This window comes from Nocardia sp. CA-119907, from assembly GCF_050955995.1.
GTDB lineage: Bacteria > Actinomycetota > Actinomycetes > Mycobacteriales > Mycobacteriaceae > Nocardia.
The window spans coordinates 3133599-3154250 of the sequence record NZ_CP192091.1; the positions used below are offsets into that span (position 1 = coordinate 3133599).

Here is a 20652-nt window from a genome sequence, read left to right on the forward strand (position 1 = left end):
GTTGTTCTCGAGCGGGCGCGCGCAGGCTGTGGGGCATACCTTTCGCGAGCACAGGAGATACGCGTGATGAAGTCAGCACTCGGCTTGGACGGCGCCGCGGACTGGGTGCTCTGCCCGGCCTGTCTGATTCCGCTGTACGGCAAGCGGTTCGCCCGCGACCTCGGTGTCTGCGGTGAATGCGGCAGACACACTCCGATCACCGCCGAGCAGCGCATCGTCCAGCTCGCCGACGAGGGCCGCTACGAACCGCTCGCCGTCATCCCCACCGACGACGACCCGCTGACCTTCACCGACACCAAGCCCTATCCGGACCGGCTCGCCGCCGCGCGGGCACGCACCGGCATGCACGATGCGGTGTTGTGCGCGCTCGCGGCGATCGAGGGCAATCCGGTGATCATCGCGGCGATGGACTTCCGCTTTCTCGGCGGCAGTTTGGGCACCGCGGTCGGGGAGATGATCACCGATGCGGCGGAAACCGCACTCGCCGAGCGGATTCCGCTGCTCATCGTGACCGCTTCCGGTGGTGCGCGGATGCAGGAGGGGCCGCTATCGCTGATGCAGATGGCGAAAACAAGTGCGGCGCTGGAACAGTTGGACCGCGCCGGGATCCTCACCATCACCTTGATCACCGACCCGACCTACGGCGGTGTCGCGGCCTCGTTCGCGACACTGTCGGATGTGTTGATCGCCGAACCGGGCGCACGGCTGGGCTTCGCGGGCCGCCGAGTGATCGAGCAGACCATCCGCCAAGAGCTGCCGCCGAAGTTCCAGACCGCCGAATTCCTCTTGGAGCGTGGTCTTATCGATATGATCGTGCCGCGCGCGGGGCTGCGGCAGGCGCTGGGTTCCCTGCTGCGAGTCGCCGGTCCGGTCGACCCGACCGGCGATGCGGTCACCGAACTCGACGCGGGGACCATCACCGATCCGGCACGGATGCCCGACAGCGATCCCTGGGCGCAGGTCCGGCGCGCGCGGACGCCGAGCAGGCCGACCGCACTCGACTACTTCGCCCTCGCCTTCGACGGCTTCCACGAGTTGCGCGGGGATCGGATTTCCGGGGACTGCCCCGCCATAGTCGGTGGCACCGCGTGGCTGGGTGAGCAGCCGGTCGTGGTGATCGGACACCAGAAGGGCCATGAGCCGAAGGAGATGATGGCCCGCAACTTCGGCATGCCCACACCGGCGGGTTATCGAAAGTCAGCGCGGCTCATGCGTTTTGCCGAAAAGCTCGGACTGCCGGTGATCGCCCTGATCGACACGCCCGGCGCCTATCCCGGTGCGACTGCCGAAGAGCAGGGGCAGGCGGTGGTGATCGCGGAGAATATCCGGCTGATGTCGGCGCTGCGGGTGCCCGTGATCAGTGTGGTGATCGGTGAGGGCGGTAGCGGTGGTGCGCTGGCACTCGGCGTCGCCAACCGGGTGCTGATGTTCGCGAACGGCACGTACTCGGTGATCAGCCCGGAAGGCTGTGCGGCCATCGTATGGAATGATCCCACCGCCGCGTCGAAAGCCGCTGCCGCGCTGTCACTTACGGCCAGCGATCTGCTGCGGCTCGGCGTGGTCGACGCGGTGCTGCCCGAACCGGGCGATGATGTCGGCTCCGCACCGCTGGCGGCGGCGAATCAGCTGCGCCGGGCCCTGACCGTGAGTCTGCGAGAGCTCACCGGGCGCAGCGGTGCGGACCTCGCAGCCGAGCGGCGCGCACGGTTCCGCCGATTCGGTGCGCGGCGGCAGGTTCCGGTCCGGTCGGTGGCGTAAGAGAGTGCGGGACATCATGTTCGACAAGATTCTGATCGCCAATCGTGGTGAGATCGCGCTGCGGGTCGCGCGCACCTGCCGGGAACTCGGTGTGCGCACCGTCGCGGTGCATTCGGTCGCCGATGCCGAGTCGGCGGTGGTTCGCTTCGCCGATGAATCGGTGCAGATCGGGCCGGCGGCGGCCAAGCGGAGCTACCTCAATGCCGCGGCCGTATTGGCCGCCGCCGAGCTGACCGGAGCCGATGCCATCCATCCGGGATACGGATTCCTCTCGGAGTCACCGGATTTCGCCGATGCCTGTCGTGCGGCGGGGGTCACCTTGATCGGTCCGCCCGCCGATGTGATGGCCCAACTCGGTGATAAGCAGTCGGCGCGCACGCTGATGGCCAAGGCAGGACTGCCGCTGCTGCCGGGCAGTCTCGATCCGCTCGAACCCGATGCGGCGCACGCGCTCGCCGATTCGATCGGCTATCCGGTGATCATCAAGGCGGCCGCCGGTGGCGGCGGGCGCGGTATGCAGGTGGTGCGCGACAGTGCGGCGTTCCCGCACGCTTACCAGCAGACCCGGGCGACCGCGCGGATGCTGTTCGGCGACAGTCGAGTCTATCTGGAGAAGTACCTCGAGGGCGCCCGGCATGTCGAGATCCAAGTGCTGTGCGACGGCTACGGCAACGGTGTGCACCTGGGCGAGCGCGACTGCTCGGTGCAGCGCAGACATCAGAAGCTCATCGAGGAATCGCCCGCGCCCCGGCTGCCGGACGGGCTCGCGGCGCGGATGGGCAAATCCGCGGTGGACGGGGTGCTGGAAGCGGGCTATGTCGGTGCCGGAACCGTGGAATTTCTGGTGGATCCCCAAGGGAATTACTATTTTATGGAGGTGAACTGCCGAATTCAGGTCGAACATCCGGTCACCGAAATGGTTACCGGTATCGATTTGATCGCCGAGCAGATCCGTATCGCGGCCGGGCAACCGCTCGGCATCGCCCAGCGGGATATTTCCCTGCGCGGCGCGGCAATTGAATGCCGGATCAATGCCGAGGACCCGTCGGCCGAATTCGCACCGGCGCCCGGAATTGTGGCGGAATTCACACCGCCGGGCGGTCCGTTCGTGCGCGTGGACACGCATGTGCACGCCGGCTATTCGATTCCGCCGCATTATGACTCGCTGCTGGCGAAACTCATCGTCTGGGCGCCGGACCGGGACCGGGCGCTCGCGCGCATGCGGCGGGCGCTGGCCGAATTCCGGATTTCGGGCGCGCGGGTGCAGACGACCCGGGATTTTCTGTGCGCGGTGCTCGACCATCCGGCCATGCGGTCGGCGACGCATTCGACCGCGCTGGTGGACGAGTTGTTACGCGAGGGTTAGGCGGGTTTTGCTCGCGCCGAGCGGAATTCGGGGGAGTACCAGCCGATGAGATATCCGGCGTGGCGGCTGTTGAGCATGGCGCTCACCGACACGTCGGAGGCGGCGAGGATGTCCTGATGCAATTTCTGCAGCTTCTGGCACGGGTCGAGGCCGAGCTCACGCTGCATCGACCTGCTGAACTGCTGGTAGGAGGCCAGCGCGCGGGCGCGCTGGCCCGAACGGCACAGCGCGAACATGTAATACGCCTGCAGCCGCTCGTGCAGTGGGTGCTGCATGGTGAGTCGGGCCAGGTCGGGGCAGGTCTCGCGATATCTGCCGAGCCGCAGCTCGGCCTCGACGCGCAGCTCGACGTTGGTCAGCCGCAGATGATCCAGATGCGAGATCTCCGCGGCGAGTGGCACACCGCCCTCCACATCGACCAGCGCCGGACCGCTCCACAGCGCCTCCGCGGCGGTGAAAAGGTCGACCGCGCGGTAGTCGTCGCCGGTCTTGGCGGCACAGCGGGCGGCCTCGGACATGGTCTGGTAGTCGCGCAAATCGAACAGGCAGTCCTTGACGTCGAACGAATAGCCCTTGCTGCGGGTGCGCAGAAAGCGTTCGGCCACTTCGGCCTGTCCGATGCCGAGTTGTTCGGCCATCTTCTTGCGAATTCCGAGCACGTAGGTCTGTACGACGGTGACGGCGCTGCGCGGCGGATCGTCGTTCCACAGCTCTTCGACCAAAGTGGTGACCGGAACGACGGTATCGTGCCGGACCAGAAGTAATGCGAGTAGTTGGCGTTGCTTTTGTGCGGTTGGCGTCGCGTTGTGATTATTGAGAGCAAGCGTCAATGGACCTAACACACGAGCGCACACTGGATACTTCACTTGGAGTTCTCCTACGGGCGTAATCCCCCCGACCGATGTGAGGTTCTCGAAATCCCACCTCGCTGTAGGCAAGGTCAACAGTAGCGAAAATCGCATCTCGAGTCGATGAAAGTTGAGTTATATCGGAGTTAATTCGATTCGAGATGTGCGTCAATTCTCCTACGTCGCAAGGAGATTCGAGCGTCAATTGATTCATGGGATGACCTCTGTGTGACCGATCGTCCTTTCAGTTGTTTCCGGATGGCACGAGTGCGCGCGATCGGCCCCGCGTGGCGATCGTCCGAGCTCAGGTGCCATCGCGGACGGTCTCCGGCGTGAGACCACCTGAACTTGCAGTTTCTGAAAAATTGCAGTTTGTGCTACTTTGGCGGACATGTCCAAGGCGAATCGCGACGAGCGGCCGATCGGGTTGCGGGAGCAGAAGAAGCGCCAGACCCTGCTCGACCTCTGTCTGGCCGCGCGTCGGCTGGCGGTCGAACAGGGACTCGACGCCACGACCGTCGAGGACATCGCCAGAGCGGTCGGGGTTTCCCCGCGCACGTTCTTCAACTACTACGAGACGAAAATGGACGCGGTCGTCGGGCCGGTCGACGAGATCGGCACACCGGAGCTGCGTGCGGAGTTCATCGCCGGCGGACCGAGCGGTGTGCTGATGGACGATCTCACCTGGTTGTTCGCCCACGGATTCGAATCCGAAACCGTTGTGCGCGAGGGTATCTCGCTGGTAACCGCGCTCATCAAGACCGAGCCGCGGGTGCTCGCGGCCTTCGTCGCGTCGGGTGCTCGACTGGAGAGCGTCATCGGTGAACTCCTCTCGGAACGGCTCGGCACCGACGTATCGCCCGAATTCGCCGGTCTGGCAGCGGGATTCATGACGACCATCACCACGAGGGCGGCCATGTCCTCGGCAAACGATCCGACCGTATCGCTGGCAGCGGCGGTATGTGAACACGGTGCGATGGCCGCGCGGCTGTTCGAAGCGCCGGGCGGCAGGAAGAGGAGAGGTAAGCAATGAACGGTGCGGCATCGCGCAGCGATTCCGTGAGGGGTGGCCGGGAGACGGGTGGGTCGGCTGAATCGCCGCCCATGCCAATTGTGTTGACGCAGAAGCGTATCTGGCTCATCTTCGGAGCGTTGATCGCGGGGATGTTCCTGGCCAGCCTGGACCAGACGATCGTCGGCACCGCCATGCCGACCATTGTCGGCGACCTCGGCGGCATCTCCCATATGGCATGGACTGCGACGTCCTACCTGCTCGCGACGACCATCATGATGCCGATCTACGGCAAATTCGGTGACCTGTTCGGCCGTCGCTGGCCGTTCCTGTTCGCCATCACCGTCTTCACGGTCGCCTCCATCGGCGCCGCGGCGTCGACGAGTTTCTGGGAGTTCATCACCTTCCGTGGCCTGCAGGGTGTCGGCGGTGGTGGTCTGATGATCCTGGCGCAGGCCATCATCGCCGATGTGGTGCCCGCCAAGGACCGTGGCAAATATATGGCCCCGATGGGCGCCGTCTTCGGCATCACATCGGTCGCCGGTCCGCTGCTGGGCGGCTTCTTCGCCGATCATCTCGGCTGGCGCTGGTGCTTCTGGATCAATGTGCCCATCGGTATCGCCGCGCTGTTCATCGCGTTCCGCTACCTGAGCATTCCCAGCCACCGGCCCAAGACCCGGCCCGACTATCTCGGTGTCGTCTTGATGTCGGCTGCGACCACACTGCTGATCCTGATCACCGACTGGGGTGGCAAGCAATACGCGTGGGGCTCAACGGTTATGGTCACGATGATCGCCGCGTTCATCGCCGTGGTCGCGGCCTTCGTACTCGTGGAGGCGCGCGCCGAGGAGCCGATGCTGCCGCTGTGGTTGTTCCGCAACCGCACCTTCGTGCTGACCTCCGCGATCGGCTTCCTGGTCGGCCTGGTGATGTTCGCCGCCCTGGCGTTCATCCCGACGTATCTGCAAATGGCAACGGGCGCTTCGGCTTCGGTCTCGGGTCTGCTGCTGATCCCGATGATGGTCGGTCTGATGATCGCGCTGATGGCCTCGATGACCATGGTCACCAAAACCGGCCGCTACAAGGCGTATCCGCCCCTCGGCGCGGCGCTGATCATCGTGGACATGCTGTGGTTGACCCGCCTGGACGCCGACACCCCGATGTGGGTCGTCTCCGCGATGCTGTTCGTCATGGGCGCTGGCCTCGGCCTGATCATGCAGATCATCGTGCTGGTCGTGCAGAATGCGGTAACCCCCAACCAGATCGGCACCGCGACCAGCGCCAATAACTACTTCCGCGAAATGGGCGGTGCACTCGGCGTAGCCATCTTCGGTTCGATCTTCACCGACCGATTGACCGAAGGTCTCACCGACGTCTTCATCTCCCACGGCCCCGAAGCCGCTGCGGCAAGGCTGGATCCGGGCGGCCTGGTCCCGTCGGTCGTCAAACACCTGCCCGACGTGCTGCACGATGCCATCGTCGGCGCGTACGTGGACGCCTTGGTCCCCGGCTTCTGGTACCTGATTCCGGGCGCGGCGATCGCCTTCGTGCTCGCACTGTTCATCCCGCAGATGACACTCTCCGATGAGGCCGGCATGGTTGCCCGCGGCGAGGCCGTGATGGCGCAGGACGCGGCTCACGATCCGGAGCCGGAGCTGGTTTCCGAACGCTGAGGCGGTGCCAGCCGAAAGATGAAGCGTTGACCGGGCGATCGATGCCCGGTCAACGCTTCGATCGGGCGACCTCGGGGAAGCGGGCCCTGAGCTGGTCCAGGCATCGGCGCACTTCGCGCAGTTCCCGGATGTGTAGTCGGGATTCGGTTGTCGCCCTCGGGCTGCCGCGTCTGGTCAGTGTGGCCTCGATTGCGGCGGTGAGTGATTCGGCCTCGGCGATGAGGAGGTCGTAGAACACACGTGCCTGTTCTACATCGGATTCGTCGCGCACCAGCTGCTCGTATCAGGCGATCGGCATCCCAGGACGTCGGGTGTGTCGCCTGTTGTGCAGGTTTTCGTTGCCCATAGTTCATATTCGCGGTGCCCGGCACACGTCGTCAATGCGGTACCGGTCCCCAGCCGTGGGCGCTCGAATCGGACGCGGGCGCGCGGGGTGGGACCGGAGGAATCCGCTGATCACCGGACCGAATGTGGCCGCGTCGGTGACGACGTCGACATGTCCGCCCGGATGTAGGTGCAGGGTCGAATGCGGCAGCATTCGGTGCATGATGCGGGCGTTGACGACCGGGATGATCGGGTCGTCGGTGCCCGCGATGATGAGCGTGGGCTGCCGGATGGCCCACAGCGCGGGCAAACTGGTCCACACCGAACCCGCGAGGAGTTGGAACAGGTAGCCGCGCCAGGATCCCGCGTGGACCTGACGCTGGAACAGTTCGGCGACGCGCTCGGGATCGGTGCGTGCGGTGCCGCCGTAGATGGCCGCGGCGATATCGGCGGCGTACTCCGGATCTCGGAACCGGCGCGGTGTGGCCATCGTGACCAGCACCCGCGGGTGGGCGGGCACCATCAGTATGCCGGTCGCGGTCGACACCAGCACCAGCCTGCGACATCGGCGCGGGTTCTGAAAGGCGAATTGCTGTGCCACGGCACCGCCCCACGACAGGCCGAGCAGATCGGCGCGGTCGATGCCCAGCTTGTCCAGGACACGGCCGAGCAGCCAGGCCAGATACGGAAACCCGTAGGGGAGTGGGGAATGCGGTGACTCGCCGGTGCCGGGCACATCGAAACTCACGATCGGGATCTCACGGTCGAGCTCGTCGACAATCGGCGCGAGCACCTCGAGCCCGGCGCCGATGCCGTTGCACAGCACCAGCGGGACGCCCCGTCCCGGCCGGATACGCACCCGAATCCGTTGGCCGAATACGGTGACGATGTGGTCCCCAGCGGCGATCATCGGCATACCCGCGCGGCCTCAGTGTTCGTGGACATAGGTGCCCGGCGCCGGCCCCACGGGTGGCAGGCCCTCGGCGCCGAGCTGTTGCGGCGCGGGCCTTTCGGGTCCGCCGCGCTCGGCGAGCCAGGCGACGTAGTCGGGCCACCAGGAATCGGCGGCCTGCTCTGCCGTTTCCAGCCATTCGTCGGGGCTCTCGGTGTCGGCGGGCCCGAATCGGTAGGACGCCTTGGGATTTCCGGGCGGATTGACCAGCGCCGCAATATGCCCGCTGGTCGAGAGCACATACCGCTGCTGTGCGCTGCCCAGCAGACGTGCGCTGCGATAGGTGGCCTGCCATGGGCTGATGTGGTCGGCGATGCCGCCGATCACGTACGAATCGACGGTCACCTTCGACAGATCCACCGGCGAGTCCAGCATGCTCACCGCACCCGGTTCGGTCAGCGAGTTGTGCAGCCCGAGCAGCACCATATCGCGATGCAGGGCCGCGGTCATGCGCGTGGTATCCGCATTCCAGAACAACACGTCGAACGCCGCGGGCGCGCGCCCCTGGACGTAATTGTTGACCCAATACCGCCAGATCAGATCGGTCGGCCGCAGCCACGCGAACACCTCGGCCAACGCGCGCCCGTCGAGATAGCCCCTGCGCTCGGACATCCTGATCGCCGTATGCGCCTCCTTCTCCCCGAGCGCCGCCGAGGCGAAACCGGCCTTGGACTGATCGAGTACGGTCACCGCGAGCGTCAGGCTCGCCAGCCGATCGTCCTCGCCGATATCGGTGAGATGCGCGGCGACCATGGCTGCGAGAATGCCGCCGGAACAGCTCGCCATCAGATGCGCGCGCTCGGTGCCCGCGATCCGCCGCACCGCGTCGAGTGCCTCGACGATGGCGGCGCCGTAGCTGTCGAATCCCCAATCCCGGTGCCGGGCATGCGGATTGCGCCACGAGATCGCGAAGACCCGCTGGCCCTGCCGCAGGAAATACTCGATCATGCTGCGGCCGGGTGCGATATCCATGACATAGAACTTGTTGATCACCGGTGGCACCATCAGCAGCGGAACCGTGCGCACGGTCGGTGTCTGCGGGGTGTACTGGATCAACTCGAACATCCGTGTTTTCAGCACGACCGCGCCCGGTGTGGTCGCGATCGTCTCGCCGACCGCGAAGGCATCCGGCTCGACCATCGCGGGAACTCGCGGCTGCGTCGCGATATCGCGCAGGAATCGGCGCAGGCCGCGGACCGCGCTCAGTCCGCCGGTATCGATGAGCGCCTTCCATCCCAGTGGGCTGAGCAGCGGGTTGTTGCTCGGCGAAGCGCTCTCGATCACATTGTCGAAGACGAATTTCATCCGCTCGGCGTCGCGCCAGTCCAGATCGGCGTCTCGGTAGAGCGCCTCGGCGGTCTCGGATGCGGCCAGGTAGGCCTGCACGATGCGGTGCAGCAGCGGATTCTGTTGCCATGCCGGGTCGGCGAAGCGCTTGTCGTACTTGGCCGGCTCCCGGGCGGCCTTGCCGCGGGCGATAAGGCCGAGCTCCTTGACCAGTGATCGGCCGCGCTCGGCGACGGTGCCCGGCTTGCGGACCAGATCGGCGGCCATATGCGCCCAGGAGGTGTTCGGCGTCATGCGGCGGAGCAGGCCGAAGGCCGGGCCGAGCAGCAGCAGATCGAGCGGAGCGGCGAGCTCGTCCGCGCCGCGGGCGGTGGTGGGCGGGTAATTGCGTTCGGTATCAACGGTATTCGTCACGATGACTCCTCTCGGGTGGATAGTTCGACGGTGCCGGGATCACATATCCATGCCGCCGTTGACGCTCCATACCTGTCCGGTGATGTAGGTGGAGGCGTCGGCGGCCAGGAAGTGCACGACCCTGGCGACTTCCTCGGGGCGACCGGCCCGTCGCACCGGGATCTGGGAGGTGAGCTTGCTCATCACCCGCTCCGGAATGCGGTCGGTCATCTCGGTGGCGATCAGGCCGGGCGTCACGGCGTTGACCGTGATGCCGATGCCGTAGTCGGTGCGCAGGCCGGATGTGTCGAGCTGGCTGGCGGCCTCCTTGGCCAGGGTCTTGGTCAGCCCGAACAGACCCGACTTGGCGGCGGCGTAGTTGGCCTGGCCGATATTGCCGGTCTCACCGACCACGGAGGATACGTTGACAATGCGTCCGGTCCCCCGTTCGACCATGTGCGCGAGCGCGGCCTGGGAGAGGAAGAAGGCACCGGACAGGTTGACCGCGAGCACGGTGTGCCAATCCTCCTCGGTCATCGCGGCCACCGTCTTGTCCATGGTGATACCCGCGTTATTGACCAGAATGTCGAGTCGTCCATGGGTTTCGATCACCTCGGCGATGGTGCGGCGACAGTCGGCGGCGGAGCTGATATCGCCCTGATGGGCCGAAGCAGTGGCGCCGTGCGCCCGGGCCTGCTCGGTGAGGTTCGCCACGAAATCGTCGGCGCTGTCCTTGCAGTAGCCCACGGCCACTGTGGCGCCTTGGCCAGCGAGGCTGCGGGCGATCGCGGCGCCGATACCGCGGGTGCCTCCGGTCACGAAGGCGACGCGGCCGGTGAGTTTTCCGGTAGCGCGGCCGAGTCCGGGGATTTCTTGAACGTAGGAAGTGGTCATTCTCGATGCTTTCCGGGTAGTCGAATCTCTATCTGCCGCGCCGTTGCTAGCTGCAACTACTGTCGTCTGTAATTCGATCGGGATCATCGTCTCGGGGAGACGAGAACCGGGGGATTCATTGGCATATGGACACAGGACGTGCGGATATGTGGCGAAGCTATCGCTGTGTGGCCGGTCGGCCCGAGGTGATACAGCTCTCTGTCGACGGGATTGCTAGCCGAGTTCAGTGAGCCAGCGCAGCGCCGATTGCACGGCATTGGCGCCACACATGCCGTGTGCGCCGGGACCGGGTGGCGTGGCCGCCGAGCAGATGTACATTCCCGGCACGCCGACGTCGTACGGGGACAGCGTGGTGCGCGGACCGAAGACCAACTGACGAATATCCTTGGCGCCGGTCATGATGTCGCCACCGACATAATTCGGGTTGTAGATCGCCATCTCCGTTGTCGTACGCACGGTCTGCCCGACGATGCGCTCCCGGAAACCGGGCGCGAACCGCTCGATCTGGGCGATGATCGCCGTGGTCGCGTCGCCGGTATATCCGTTCGGCACATGGGCGTAGGTCCACAGCGGATGGACATTGCCGACCGAGCGCTGCGGGTCCGCCAGGTACTGCTGCCCGACCAGGACGAACGGTCGCTGTGGCATCCGGCCCGCGTGGATATCCCGTTCACCGGCGGCGATCTCGGCAAAGTCGCCGCCGAGGTGCACCGTTCCGGCGCGCCGCGCGTCCGGATTGGTCCACGGCACGCCGCCCTCGACCGCGAAATCGACCTTGAAGGCCCCGGGCCCCTGCCGAAAGCGGCGGTACGCCTTGGCGATTCGGCGCGGCAGCCGATCGCCGAGGATATCGGCGACGGCGCCGGGTGCGAGGTCGAACATCGTGATGTCCGTATGCGGCAACTGCGATATCGCGTCGATGCGGGTACCGGTCTCGATCTTGCCGCCTAGATCGGCCAGCAGCGCGGCGAGCGCGCGGCTGATCGATCGCGATCCACCCGCCGCGACGGCCCACCCGTGCCGGTGTCCGGCGGTGATGATGCCGAGCCCGATCGCGGAGGTCAGCGGCTGATGCAGCGGCCGAAAGGTATGTGCCGCAATGCCACCGAACAATGCCCTGGCCGCCGCGGTCCGGAATGCCCGTGCCAGCGTCGAGGCGGGCAGCACGGTCGGAATGCCGAACCGCGCCAGCGTCAGAGGATGGTGTGGCACCCGCAGCAGCGGACCCATGATGTCCTGCGCCAGCGCGTCGTACCGGGCCACCGGACGATCGAATGCCAGTCGCCAGCGTGCGCCGTCTCGGCCGAGCCCGGCCGCGGTCTCCTCGACCGAGCGATGCAGCACCCCCGCCGAACCGCCGTCGAGTGGATGTACGCAATCGATCTCGGGCAAGCGCCACTGCAGTCCGTACCGGTCGAGGCCGAGACTGTTGAGGAATTGCGAGCCGACGGCCATCGGATGGGTGGCCGAGCAGTGGTCGTGCAGCAGGCCGGGCACGATCGCCTCGCTGGAGCGGGTGCCGCCACCGATCTCCTCCGCCGCCTCCAACACGGTGACCTGCACTCCGGCCGCGGCGAGGGCGACGGCGGCGGCGAGCCCGTTAGGGCCGCCGCCGACCACGATCGCGGTGCTCATGCCAGCGCTCCATGCCCGTGCTCATCCACGATGACCGGTGCGGCAGCGGGTTTCGGTTCGGTCAGTGACCAGCTCACCTCGGTCTGGATCGGACCGTTGGGCAACCAGGGCTGCTCGGCGACCGCGTCGGCGACCTTCCAGGTGCCGCGCTCGATCACCCCGATCACCGCGTCGATCACCTTGTAGTGCTGCACCTTGCTGCCCACCGCCTGCGACTCGACCCAGACGACGATCAGCTCACCCGGGTCGAATTGCGCCTCGGTCTGCACGGCCCGGATCAGATCCTCGTTGTGCAGGTGGCCGTCACCGAAGTTGAACCCGATCAGCGAGTTGCAGATGAACTCCGCCTCGCGCACCGTCCGGGTATCGATATCGGGCAGGGATTTCAGCAGCACCGAGAACAGGCCGCGGCCCTGACTGTGCATGGTGCGCCAGGCGATGGTCTTCTGCATGGTGATCTCGGCCCATTGCGGTTCGTAGCCGAACCCGATGAACTGGTCGAGCTGATTTCGCGCCGTCCTGGTCACCCGATCCAGTTTGGCCTCGGCGCCGGGCGCGAACGCCCACACCGCCGACGCCCAGTTGCCCGCGTACTGCCGCATCGAGGGCAGGAAGGACACCTTGTCGGGGCGGAAATTACCCAGGATCGGGAAGAACACCAGCCCGGCCACGATCACCACGGTAAGCCACGGTGAGGACATATCGGTGATGCCGTAACCGTCCCAGCTGGGGAAGCCGAGGAACAGGAAGATCGTGGTGTAGGCGAACAGCACATTCCACTCCAGCGGCACCGCCAGCGGGAAGGACGAGACGATGAACAGGTGGAACACCACCATCGCGGCCGCCGCCGCCACGGTGAGCCAGATATTCGTCGAGAAGAACAATGCCAGCGGTGCGACGATCTCCACGAAGGTGCCGCCGACGTGCGCCATCAGATCCGCCACCCGGGACGGCCGCAGGTCACGCGGGAAGTCGCGATAATGCGCCCGCTTGACCCAGGTGAACGGCACCGAGGGGCTGTTGCTGACCATCGGCCCGACCACGTTGGAGAAATGCTTGCCGAACTTCGACAGGCCCGCACCGACCCAGACGACCAGGATCAGCAGCTTCAGCGCGATGATCATGTTCACGAACGGCAGCACGGTGAAGAAGACGAGCGCGGGCAGGTACTGCTCGCCGCGGGCGGCGAGGAATACCGTCTTGTCACGCAGGCCGTTGAGCACCAGCAGCACGATCGCGGGCACGATGAGCGCGGGGGCGACCAGGCCCGAGGTGTTGTCCGGGACCGCAGCGGACAGCGAGTCACTGTGCACGCCGGGCAGCACCAACGGAACCGCCACGGCCACCAGCATCGCCACATAGAGCACGATGTCGAACCAGGTGCGGCGATCACCCCCGGTGAACGGCACCCAGCGCCATGGCCGCAGCCGGATGGTGCCCGGCCTGGCCCAGAACAGGATGCCGCCGGTCATCGGCTCCACCTTGCCCGCGAGCGGTCCTCAGGAGCCCGCGACACCGATCGCCTCGAGCAGCACGGTCCACAGCACCGCCTTCTGATAGACGATCGGCTGGTCCCACCACTGCGAAACATGCCAGAACGCGGGCAGATCCGAGGTCACGGTCGCCACGACGATGCCGCCCAGCGCGTAGCACAGCAGCAGCTTCAGGATATAGATCGTGTGCACCATTCGCGGCGAACCGAATCCGTGCTCGCCCCAGCTGACGGCGAGAATGCGCATCCGCTCCATGAGCGGCTTGCGTAGAAATGTTTCCGGATCGACGGCCGGGAGATCCGGCTTTGTGAAACTCATTGTGAACTCCTGATTTTCGAATGTTTCTCAGGCACCCTGGAGGTGCGGCAATTTACGCAACGAGGATTTGTCGATCTTGCCGACGGCGTTCTTCGGCAGCTCATCGAGAATCGTGATCGCCACGGGCAGTTTGAATTTCGACAGCGCGCCGCGCGCGTGCTCATGGATCTTCTCGGTATCGATCCGCGCGCCGGAATTCAGCGAGACGAACAGCACCGGCTGTTCGCCGTACACCGCATCGGCCCGGCCGACGACCGCGGCCTCGGCGATTTCGGGCAGTTGATAGATGACCGTCTCGATCTCTTTCGGATAGATGTTCTCGCCGCCGCGAATGATCATGTCCTTGGCGCGGTCGACCAGCACGAGATAGCCGTCCTCGTCGATGCGTCCGATATCGCCGGTGTGCAACCAGCCGCCCGCGAGCGCCCTGGCGGTTTCGTCGGGGCGATTCAGATAGCCGCGCATGACATTCGGTCCGTGCACCTGCACCTCGCCCGGTTCACCGTCGGCCACCGGGAGGTCGTTGGAGTCGACGATCCGGATGGTCTGGCCGGGCAGCGGCAGCCCGACGGTGCCCGGCTTGCGCTGGCCGCCGATCGGATCGACGGTGCTCGCGCACGAGCCCTCGGACAGCCCGTATCCCTCGACAATCGGTATGCCGTAACGGCTTTCGAACTTGTCCAGCAGCTCGATGCTGGCCGGTGCCGCGCCGCATACCGCGAATCGCACGGCCGAGGTATCCGGTCGCACATCCGCGGGCAGATCCGCCAGCATCGTGTACATGGTCGGTACGGCGGAGAAGTAGGTCGCGCCGCTGCGTTCGATCCGCTCGAAGAAGGTCTTCGGGCTGAACCGGCCCGCGATGGTGGTCCGGCCACCGGCCAGCAGTGGTGACAGCGTGCCGACGACAATGCCGTTGACGTGGAACAGCGGCAGGATGAGCAGGCTGCGGTCGGCGTCGGTCAGCTCGAATGCGTCGATCACCATGCGGCACATCGCCTTCAGGTTGGCGTGGTCGAGCATGACGCCCTTCGGGCGGCCGGTGGTGCCGCTGGTGTAAATGAGCAAAGCCAGCGCGTCGTCGGACTGCTGGACCGGATCGGCGATGGCCGGTGGTTCGGCGGTCAGCTCACGCACCGGTAACAGCGCGGGTGTGGCCAGTTCGATCTGCCGATCGGTGACCAGCACCTTCGCCCCCGCGTCCGCCACCTGGTAGGCGACCTCGGACGGGACGAGCGTCGGGCTGAGCGGGGTGACGGCCGCTCCGATACGCCACGCGGCGAACAGGGTCACCACCAGGCTCACGGTGTTGGGCAGCATCACGGCTACCACGTCCCCGGCGCCGATGCCCTGGCTGCGTAAGGTCGCCGCGGCCCGCTGGACGGTCCGCCGAAACTGGATGTTGTTCAACTCGACCTCATCGTCGGCGATGCACGGTCCGTGCGGTTCGCGGGTAGCGCGTAGATCGGGGAGTTCCGAAAGGTTCATGGACAATTCCTGGGCTTGGGGGGTTCGAAGGGATACACCAAACGGTAGGAATCGGACATCTGGAAGACACCGTCGCGAAAATACGAAGTCCGCGGCCGGTGTTGTCGCGGGAAGACAACCGCATCGGGAAATCGATCACCCTGGTCGGCGCAGCGATCTACTGTTGGTTATGGCTGACCGGCGCCGATTCGACGACGCAGTCGTCATAGAGAACGCCGCGAGGATCGAAGGGCTGCTCCGTGCCAGGCTGGGCGAGGTTTCCCGGTCGATTCAGGAGACCCTGGCTGCCGAGATTTCCGAACTTCGGGGTAATTCGCAGCTCATCGAATTACTGGGCGCCAGTGTCGAGGGAAATATCGATGCGGTCTTCCACGCGTTGCGCTACGACATCCCGATCGAGCGCGTCGAACCGCCGACCGCCGCGCTCGAGTATGCGCGCCGCCTGGCCCAACACGATGTCTCCTCCAACGCGCTGGTGCGTGCATACCGCCTCGGTCAGCAGGCGCTGCTCGATGTGATCCTGGACGAGATCCGCGCCGCCGACCTCGAACCGGCACTGAGCCTCGATGTCTACGAACGGATGACAACGGTCTCCTTCCACTATATCGATTGGATTTCCCAGCAGGTCGTCGGGGTGTACGACGTCGAGCGCGATCGGTGGTCGGAGCACCGCAACAGCGTGCGCGCCGTCCGTGTGCGCGAGTTGCTCGAGAACGGCGACGTGGATCTGGACGTGGTTACCGCGGCAATCCGCTACCCGCTCAGGCGAATTCACCTCGCCTTGATCCTGTGGTACTCCGACGACGTGAAGGGCAACGAGTTGGTGCGGCTGGAGCGCTTCCTGCGCGAACTCACCGAATCGCTACCGGCACAGGGGAGTGCGTTGTTCGTCGCCGCCGATCGAGTCAGCGGCTGGGGCTGGATTCCGTTGACCGTCGACACCGCGCCGACCGCCGAGGGCCTGGTGCGTCGCTTCGTCGCCGGGCGCCACGATGCTCCGTGTGTCGCCCTCGGCAGGCCACTGCCCGGTGTCGAGGGCTTCCGCCGCTCCCATCAGCAGGCCGAGAACGTCCACAACGTCGCCATCGCCGCGGGTCCACGCACCGAGCGCCTCACGGCGTCCGGCGACCCCGGGCTGGCCGCGGCCGCGCTGCTGGGCGGCGATCTGCCCGAGGCTCGGGCCTGGGTGCGCGATGTGCTCGGGCCGCTGGCCACCAACTCCGACAACGATGCGCGACTGCGCGACACCCTGCGCGTCTTCCTACATCACGGCGCCAGCTACAAGGCCGCCGCCGACGAGCTGAACCTGCACTTCAACTCGGTGAAATATCGTGTCCAGCGCGCCGTCGACCGCCGCGGCCGCCCGATCGGCGAGGATCGCCTCGATGTCGAGCTCGCCCTGCTGCTGTGCCACTGGTTCGGTCCAGCGGTGCTCTGGCCCGTCGATGACGGCCATGCCACGACCGATGGCATGCGCCGCGCGAACCGGTCAGCGACCGGTCCGGAACGGGGCCCGAGTTCGGCGATATGAGGTGTCGTCAATGCGACGCGGTGGTTGGCGTTGGCGCGCAACGACTTTGCCGCTGATCCGACCGGTGTGTAGAGCCCGGGTGGTGGAATGCGCTCGGGCCTTGCTCGGTGACGATGTCAGGGTACGACTTCGACGATGTCACCGGGGTTGAGGTGGTGGTAGGTCGCCTCGGCGCCCTCGGGGGTCATCCGGATGCAGCCGTGCGACTGTTCCTCGATGGGCCCGATATGGGTGGCGATATCACCGTTGAAGAAGACGGCCCACTTCATCGGAGCGTTGTGCATGGTGCTCCAGAAGTCCTCCCTCTTGAAGGAGACTTTGAAGACCCCCGGCGGCGTCTCGTATCCGGGCCGACCGTGGGAGATCGGGGTCGGACCGTAGGTCACCTTGCCGTTTTCCATCAGCCAGGCTTCGTTCGTCGACAGCCGCATACACATCCGTGCGTTCTCGGCACACGGTGCGTAAACGGGAGCTGGCGGAATGGGCGGAATGATCGCCGGTGTGCCGATATCTGGGCCACCCGGCCACAATGGTTCTGCTTGCGCGGTGCCCGCCATCAGGAGTCCGGCCGACACGGCACCGACGAGCACTGCGGATCTGATCGACCAGTTGCGAAAACGCTTGCTGTTCTTCACGCCACTGACCCCTCTCACCTTGGGCACCCTGGGCGTGGATCGCCAGGGTGATGATGGGACCAACTTCGTAGCGTCAAGCATATGACCGCCGCGAGGTGAAGGTGATCGTTTCCGGATCGCTACCTCGGCCTCTGTCATAACGGACTGGTGTCGTATCAGCGCCAGCCGAAGCCGCATAGACTCGATCCGAGCACAGGATCGGGCGCGCATTGTCCGGGTCCCAAGTACGCTCGGAGTGTCGAAATGTGACGCGACAGATTGGTTTCCGTATTAAGGGGGAACAGTGGACGCGCTGAAGCTCGACCCGGCGGCGATGGCCGCCTACACCGCGATCGCGAATACGGTGTCGCAACAGCTGGCCTCGGCCTCGGCTGTGGCGGGTGGCGCGGTGAATCCGGAGCGGCTCGCCGCCGATCTCGGACCGGTCGGCGCCACATTCGTGGCCCGATTCACCGAGAAGGTGAACGAACACGTCCAAGCGCTCTCTACCGCAGGACAATTGGTGGCCGCCTATGGGCATGTGCTGCGCGACTACAGCGCGGATATGCAGGGCATCGACGCGGATTCCGCGGGCGCCCTTGCCCGGCAAGGAGATACGCTGTCATGAGGCGACTGCTCCGACGGCGGCCCGCCAACAACGCCGCCGATACCCCCGTCACCACCGTCGACCCGAATGTGGATCCGCCGATCGTGGCCGCGCTGGTGGAGCCGCTGTTGCAGCTGCGCGCCTCGCTGGGCAGCGGCGTCGCGACACCGGACCACTCCGTGGTCAACGCGCTGTCCGCCGCCTCCACACAGGTCGCCGATACCGAGGGTCCGCACCGCGACGGTCTGCACGCCCTCGAGTCGACCTGGACCTCGCGCGCCGCCGACGATGCCGTTCCGGCGTTGCGCACCACCCAAACCCAGATCGGCGATATCTCCGACCGCGGACCGGAATACCTGTCGGTACTCGGTGACGCCCATGCCACCAGCGCCCGTGCCGCGCAGAAGGTGGACCAGATCATCGCGGACTTCCGCCGCGACGCTCGGCAGATCATGAGCACCGCGAGCGCGTCCTCGGATACCGATGCCGTAATCGCGCGGGCGACCCAGGCGCTGCGCGACGCCGTCACCGCGGTCAGCACCGCGCGATCGGAAATGGACGGCCACACCGCCCGGCTCGACGCGATGGGACCGCTCACCGTGACCACACCGCAGGGTGTCGGCACCACGCAGCAGACGGTCGTGCCCGGTACGACCGACGGCACGACGACCGCGGGCGTGACGACGACAACGCCACTGGACCCGGTGCAGGCGGCCCAGCTCCAGCTGCAGCAGTACCTGATCAACGCGGGTGTCTCGGTCGGCACCGCCGCCATCGAGGCCGGGGTCAATATCGGCACCCACCTCATCGATAAGATCGCCGAAGTCGGTACGCATGCCATGGACACCGTGGCCACCTCCGCGGATAAGGCGATCGACAAGGCGATTCCGGAACTCATCCATCCCGGCAGCACCACGAACTCGGCCACCGGTGATTCCGCGAGCAAGCCCACGAATGTGATCGACTTCGGTGGCGGATCGGGTCAGTCGGCCAAGCCCGCGCCGAATGCCGGAACCAGCTCGGTGATCCCGCCCAATGGGTCCACCGCCACGAAACCGGCTCCCGCGCCGACGCCGGCACCGGTGCCGCAGGCACCGGCCGCCGGGGATGCGCCGCCATCGCGACCCTCCGCGCCGGAACCGGCGAACCAGCCGGGCACCACCGGTGGTCTGGCGATGCCGCCGTCCCCGCAATCGGATGAGGACCGCCGCCCGCGCGACGGTCAACTCGGCGTCACCGTGCCGACCGTCATGGCGACCGTCCCGCCTGCGGTGATCGGCGAATTCGACGATGACGAGCTCTGATTCCGGCTCCCCGAGCCAGAACCAGGGCAACCCGTTCGACACCGGCCTGCCCATGATCCGGCCCGCCGACCCCGCCTCGAAGCGACGGCGGCGCCCGGGCGCACGCCGCGGTTCGGGCCAACGACGGGGCCCTCGGGTCGATCCGCTCGACCCACCCGAGCGGCCGCTACGGGCCCGGCCGGCCGGGGATTGGCAGGAATGGCTGGAACCGCGTCGTCCCGCCGCAGCATCACCGGAGGCGGAGCAGAGCCGGAGGCAGACCCGCACAGTAGCGACCGAATCGCCGCTGCCGGCGGAGACCAAAGCAGTCGTGCCCACGATCATCGATCGGTCGGGCGGCAATCCCGGTCCGGCGCTGCGGCATCCGCCGCGGCGTCGCGATTCGCAACCGGCAGGTGGCGGCAATCGGGTGGTCGCGGTGCTGATCGTGCTCGGTGTGGTGCTCGCGGTGGTTTCGGTGTTGATGTTCGTCTTCGGCGGTTCTGGTGAGCAGAAGCGTCCCGCCGCGGTCACCTCGGCAGCCGTCGTGCCGGGGACCGCCGGACGCGTGCCGGGGACCACCGCACCCGGCGATCAACCGTCGGCGGTGGCGACCCCGGGCTGTGAACAGCGGCGCACCGGCGACGTCATCTCCGGTACCGATCCGGGTGGCACCGGCGATGGCCCCTCGGCGATCCTCGCCTTCGAACGGGCCTATTACGTGCAGCGTTCCGGGTTCGCGGCGCGCGGCGTCGTCGCCAATGACGCGAATGTGCCCGCCGCCGACCAGATCCAGCGCGGCATCAACCAGGTCCCCATCGGCACCCTGTACTGCGTGCAGATCACCCGCGCGGGCAGCGATGCGGGGGAGGCGCACTGGGAGGTCCGCCTCACCCAACAGCGTCCGGGCGAGCAGCCGCAGACCTTCACCCAGATCATCACGACCCGAACAGCAGGCAATCGAACCCTGATCACCGCCATCAACGCCGCCTGACGCGAACCGGCGATCGCTGGCGCGGGCTGCGCCGAATCGGGCTGCGCGCGACCGAATCGAGTCGTGTGGGGTCGCATTGAGCGTGCGGTGGCGTTCGAGTTGTGTGGGGCTGGATCGGGCCGTGTGGGGTCGTATCGAGTGCGTGGTGGCGGTTCGAGTTGTGTGGGGCTGGATCGGGCCGT

16 protein-coding genes and 1 pseudogene are annotated in these 20652 nt (G+C 66.3%); 8 read left to right on the top strand and 9 right to left on the bottom strand.

What is annotated here, in order from left to right:
* The first annotated feature begins 66 nt into the window (after nt 1-66).
* A complete protein-coding gene (accA, locus tag ACQP2D_RS13800; protein ID WP_433684096.1) occupies nt 67-1758 on the top strand; it encodes an acetyl-CoA carboxylase carboxyl transferase subunit alpha in 1692 nt (563 codons plus the stop codon).
* A gap of 16 nt (nt 1759-1774) precedes the next feature.
* Nucleotides 1775-3124, top strand: a complete 1350-nt coding sequence (gene accC, locus ACQP2D_RS13805) for an acetyl-CoA carboxylase biotin carboxylase subunit (protein WP_433684097.1) — start codon at nt 1775-1777, stop codon at nt 3122-3124.
* Here accC and ACQP2D_RS13810 read toward each other — a convergent pair.
* A complete protein-coding gene (locus ACQP2D_RS13810; protein ID WP_433684098.1) occupies nt 3121-3954 on the bottom strand; it encodes an AfsR/SARP family transcriptional regulator in 834 nt (277 codons plus the stop codon). The two genes, accC and ACQP2D_RS13810, sit on opposite strands and share 4 nt — an antisense overlap.
* Before the next feature lie 409 nt (nt 3955-4363).
* Between ACQP2D_RS13810 and ACQP2D_RS13815 the strand changes: the two genes are divergently transcribed.
* Together ACQP2D_RS13815 and ACQP2D_RS13820 are read left to right on the top strand one after the other, a co-directional pair.
* On the top strand, nt 4364-5005 hold the full coding sequence (locus ACQP2D_RS13815) for a TetR/AcrR family transcriptional regulator (protein ID WP_433684099.1): 642 nt from the start codon (nt 4364-4366) through the stop codon (nt 5003-5005).
* Nucleotides 5006-5085: 80 nt separating this feature from the next.
* Nucleotides 5086-6657, top strand: coding sequence for an MDR family MFS transporter (locus ACQP2D_RS13820; RefSeq protein ID WP_433685641.1), 1572 nt, complete (start codon nt 5086-5088; stop codon nt 6655-6657).
* A gap of 49 nt (nt 6658-6706) precedes the next feature.
* Here the strand turns inward: ACQP2D_RS13820 and ACQP2D_RS13825 are convergent, their stop codons facing one another.
* The 7 genes and pseudogenes from ACQP2D_RS13825 to ACQP2D_RS13855 form a co-directional block, all read right to left on the bottom strand.
* Nucleotides 6707-6928, bottom strand: coding sequence for a hypothetical protein (locus ACQP2D_RS13825; protein ID WP_433684100.1), 222 nt, complete (start codon nt 6926-6928; stop codon nt 6707-6709).
* Nucleotides 6929-7006: 78 nt separating this feature from the next.
* A complete protein-coding gene (gene phaZ, locus ACQP2D_RS13830; protein WP_433684101.1) occupies nt 7007-7891 on the bottom strand; it encodes a poly(3-hydroxyalkanoate) depolymerase in 885 nt (294 codons plus the stop codon).
* 18 nt (nt 7892-7909) lie between these two features.
* The gene (locus tag ACQP2D_RS13835) at nt 7910-9634 is read right to left on the bottom strand and encodes a PHA/PHB synthase family protein (protein ID WP_433684102.1); all 1725 of its coding nucleotides are present in this window, start codon (nt 9632-9634) and stop codon (nt 7910-7912) included.
* 39 nt (nt 9635-9673) lie between these two features.
* Nucleotides 9674-10507 carry a 3-oxoacyl-ACP reductase family protein gene (locus tag ACQP2D_RS13840; protein ID WP_433684103.1) on the bottom strand — a complete coding sequence of 278 codons (834 nt, stop codon included), beginning with the start codon at nt 10505-10507 and terminating at the stop codon, nt 9674-9676.
* A 213-nt stretch (nt 10508-10720) separates the two neighbouring features.
* On the bottom strand, nt 10721-12142 hold the full coding sequence (locus ACQP2D_RS13845; protein WP_433684104.1) for a phytoene desaturase family protein: 1422 nt from the start codon (nt 12140-12142) through the stop codon (nt 10721-10723).
* A pseudogene (locus ACQP2D_RS13850) lies at nt 12139-13953 on the bottom strand (DUF3556 domain-containing protein). The gene ACQP2D_RS13845 and the pseudogene ACQP2D_RS13850 overlap by 4 nt, the downstream one beginning before the upstream one ends.
* Before the next feature lie 27 nt (nt 13954-13980).
* Nucleotides 13981-15441, bottom strand: a complete 1461-nt coding sequence (locus ACQP2D_RS13855; protein ID WP_433684105.1) for a class I adenylate-forming enzyme family protein — start codon at nt 15439-15441, stop codon at nt 13981-13983.
* Nucleotides 15442-15610: 169 nt separating this feature from the next.
* Between ACQP2D_RS13855 and ACQP2D_RS13860 the strand changes: the two genes are divergently transcribed.
* On the top strand, nt 15611-16972 hold the full coding sequence (locus tag ACQP2D_RS13860; RefSeq protein ID WP_433684106.1) for a PucR family transcriptional regulator: 1362 nt from the start codon (nt 15611-15613) through the stop codon (nt 16970-16972).
* Between the two features lie 116 nt (nt 16973-17088).
* On the opposite strand, the gene ACQP2D_RS13865 is transcribed toward ACQP2D_RS13860, so the two are convergent.
* Nucleotides 17089-17625 carry a L,D-transpeptidase gene (locus ACQP2D_RS13865; RefSeq protein ID WP_433684107.1) on the bottom strand — a complete coding sequence of 179 codons (537 nt, stop codon included), beginning with the start codon at nt 17623-17625 and terminating at the stop codon, nt 17089-17091.
* Nucleotides 17626-17890: 265 nt separating this feature from the next.
* Between ACQP2D_RS13865 and ACQP2D_RS13870 the strand changes: the two genes are divergently transcribed.
* The 3 genes from ACQP2D_RS13870 to ACQP2D_RS13880 are packed head-to-tail and all read left to right on the top strand — an operon-like array spanning nt 17891 to nt 20470.
* Entirely contained in the window at nt 17891-18214 is a 324-nt protein-coding gene (locus tag ACQP2D_RS13870) for a hypothetical protein (RefSeq protein ID WP_433684108.1), read from the top strand.
* Nucleotides 18211-19497, top strand: a complete 1287-nt coding sequence (locus tag ACQP2D_RS13875) for a hypothetical protein (RefSeq protein WP_433684109.1) — start codon at nt 18211-18213, stop codon at nt 19495-19497. The genes ACQP2D_RS13870 and ACQP2D_RS13875 overlap by 4 nt, the downstream gene beginning before the upstream one ends.
* Nucleotides 19484-20470, top strand: a complete 987-nt coding sequence (locus tag ACQP2D_RS13880; protein ID WP_433684110.1) for a hypothetical protein — start codon at nt 19484-19486, stop codon at nt 20468-20470. Before ACQP2D_RS13875 ends, ACQP2D_RS13880 begins: the two co-directional genes overlap by 14 nt.
* Nucleotides 20471-20652 lie beyond the last annotated feature (182 nt).

What these genes read in the sequence shown, in the direction of transcription:
- accA (WP_433684096.1), top strand. Translation starts at nt 67, where the DNA reads ATGAAGTCAGCACTCGGCTTGGACGGCGCCGCGGACTGGGTGCTCTGC.
- accC (WP_433684097.1), top strand. Translation starts at nt 1,775, where the DNA reads ATGTTCGACAAGATTCTGATCGCCAATCGTGGTGAGATCGCGCTGCGG.
- ACQP2D_RS13815 (WP_433684099.1), top strand. Translation starts at nt 4,364, where the DNA reads ATGTCCAAGGCGAATCGCGACGAGCGGCCGATCGGGTTGCGGGAGCAG.
- phaZ (WP_433684101.1), bottom strand. Translation starts at nt 7,891, where the DNA reads ATGATCGCCGCTGGGGACCACATCGTCACCGTATTCGGCCAACGGATT.
- ACQP2D_RS13840 (WP_433684103.1), bottom strand. Translation starts at nt 10,507, where the DNA reads ATGACCACTTCCTACGTTCAAGAAATCCCCGGACTCGGCCGCGCTACC.
- ACQP2D_RS13845 (WP_433684104.1), bottom strand. Translation starts at nt 12,142, where the DNA reads ATGAGCACCGCGATCGTGGTCGGCGGCGGCCCTAACGGGCTCGCCGCC.
- ACQP2D_RS13855 (WP_433684105.1), bottom strand. Translation starts at nt 15,441, where the DNA reads ATGAACCTTTCGGAACTCCCCGATCTACGCGCTACCCGCGAACCGCAC.
- ACQP2D_RS13860 (WP_433684106.1), top strand. Translation starts at nt 15,611, where the DNA reads ATGGCTGACCGGCGCCGATTCGACGACGCAGTCGTCATAGAGAACGCC.
- ACQP2D_RS13875 (WP_433684109.1), top strand. Translation starts at nt 18,211, where the DNA reads ATGAGGCGACTGCTCCGACGGCGGCCCGCCAACAACGCCGCCGATACC.
- ACQP2D_RS13880 (WP_433684110.1), top strand. Translation starts at nt 19,484, where the DNA reads ATGACGAGCTCTGATTCCGGCTCCCCGAGCCAGAACCAGGGCAACCCG.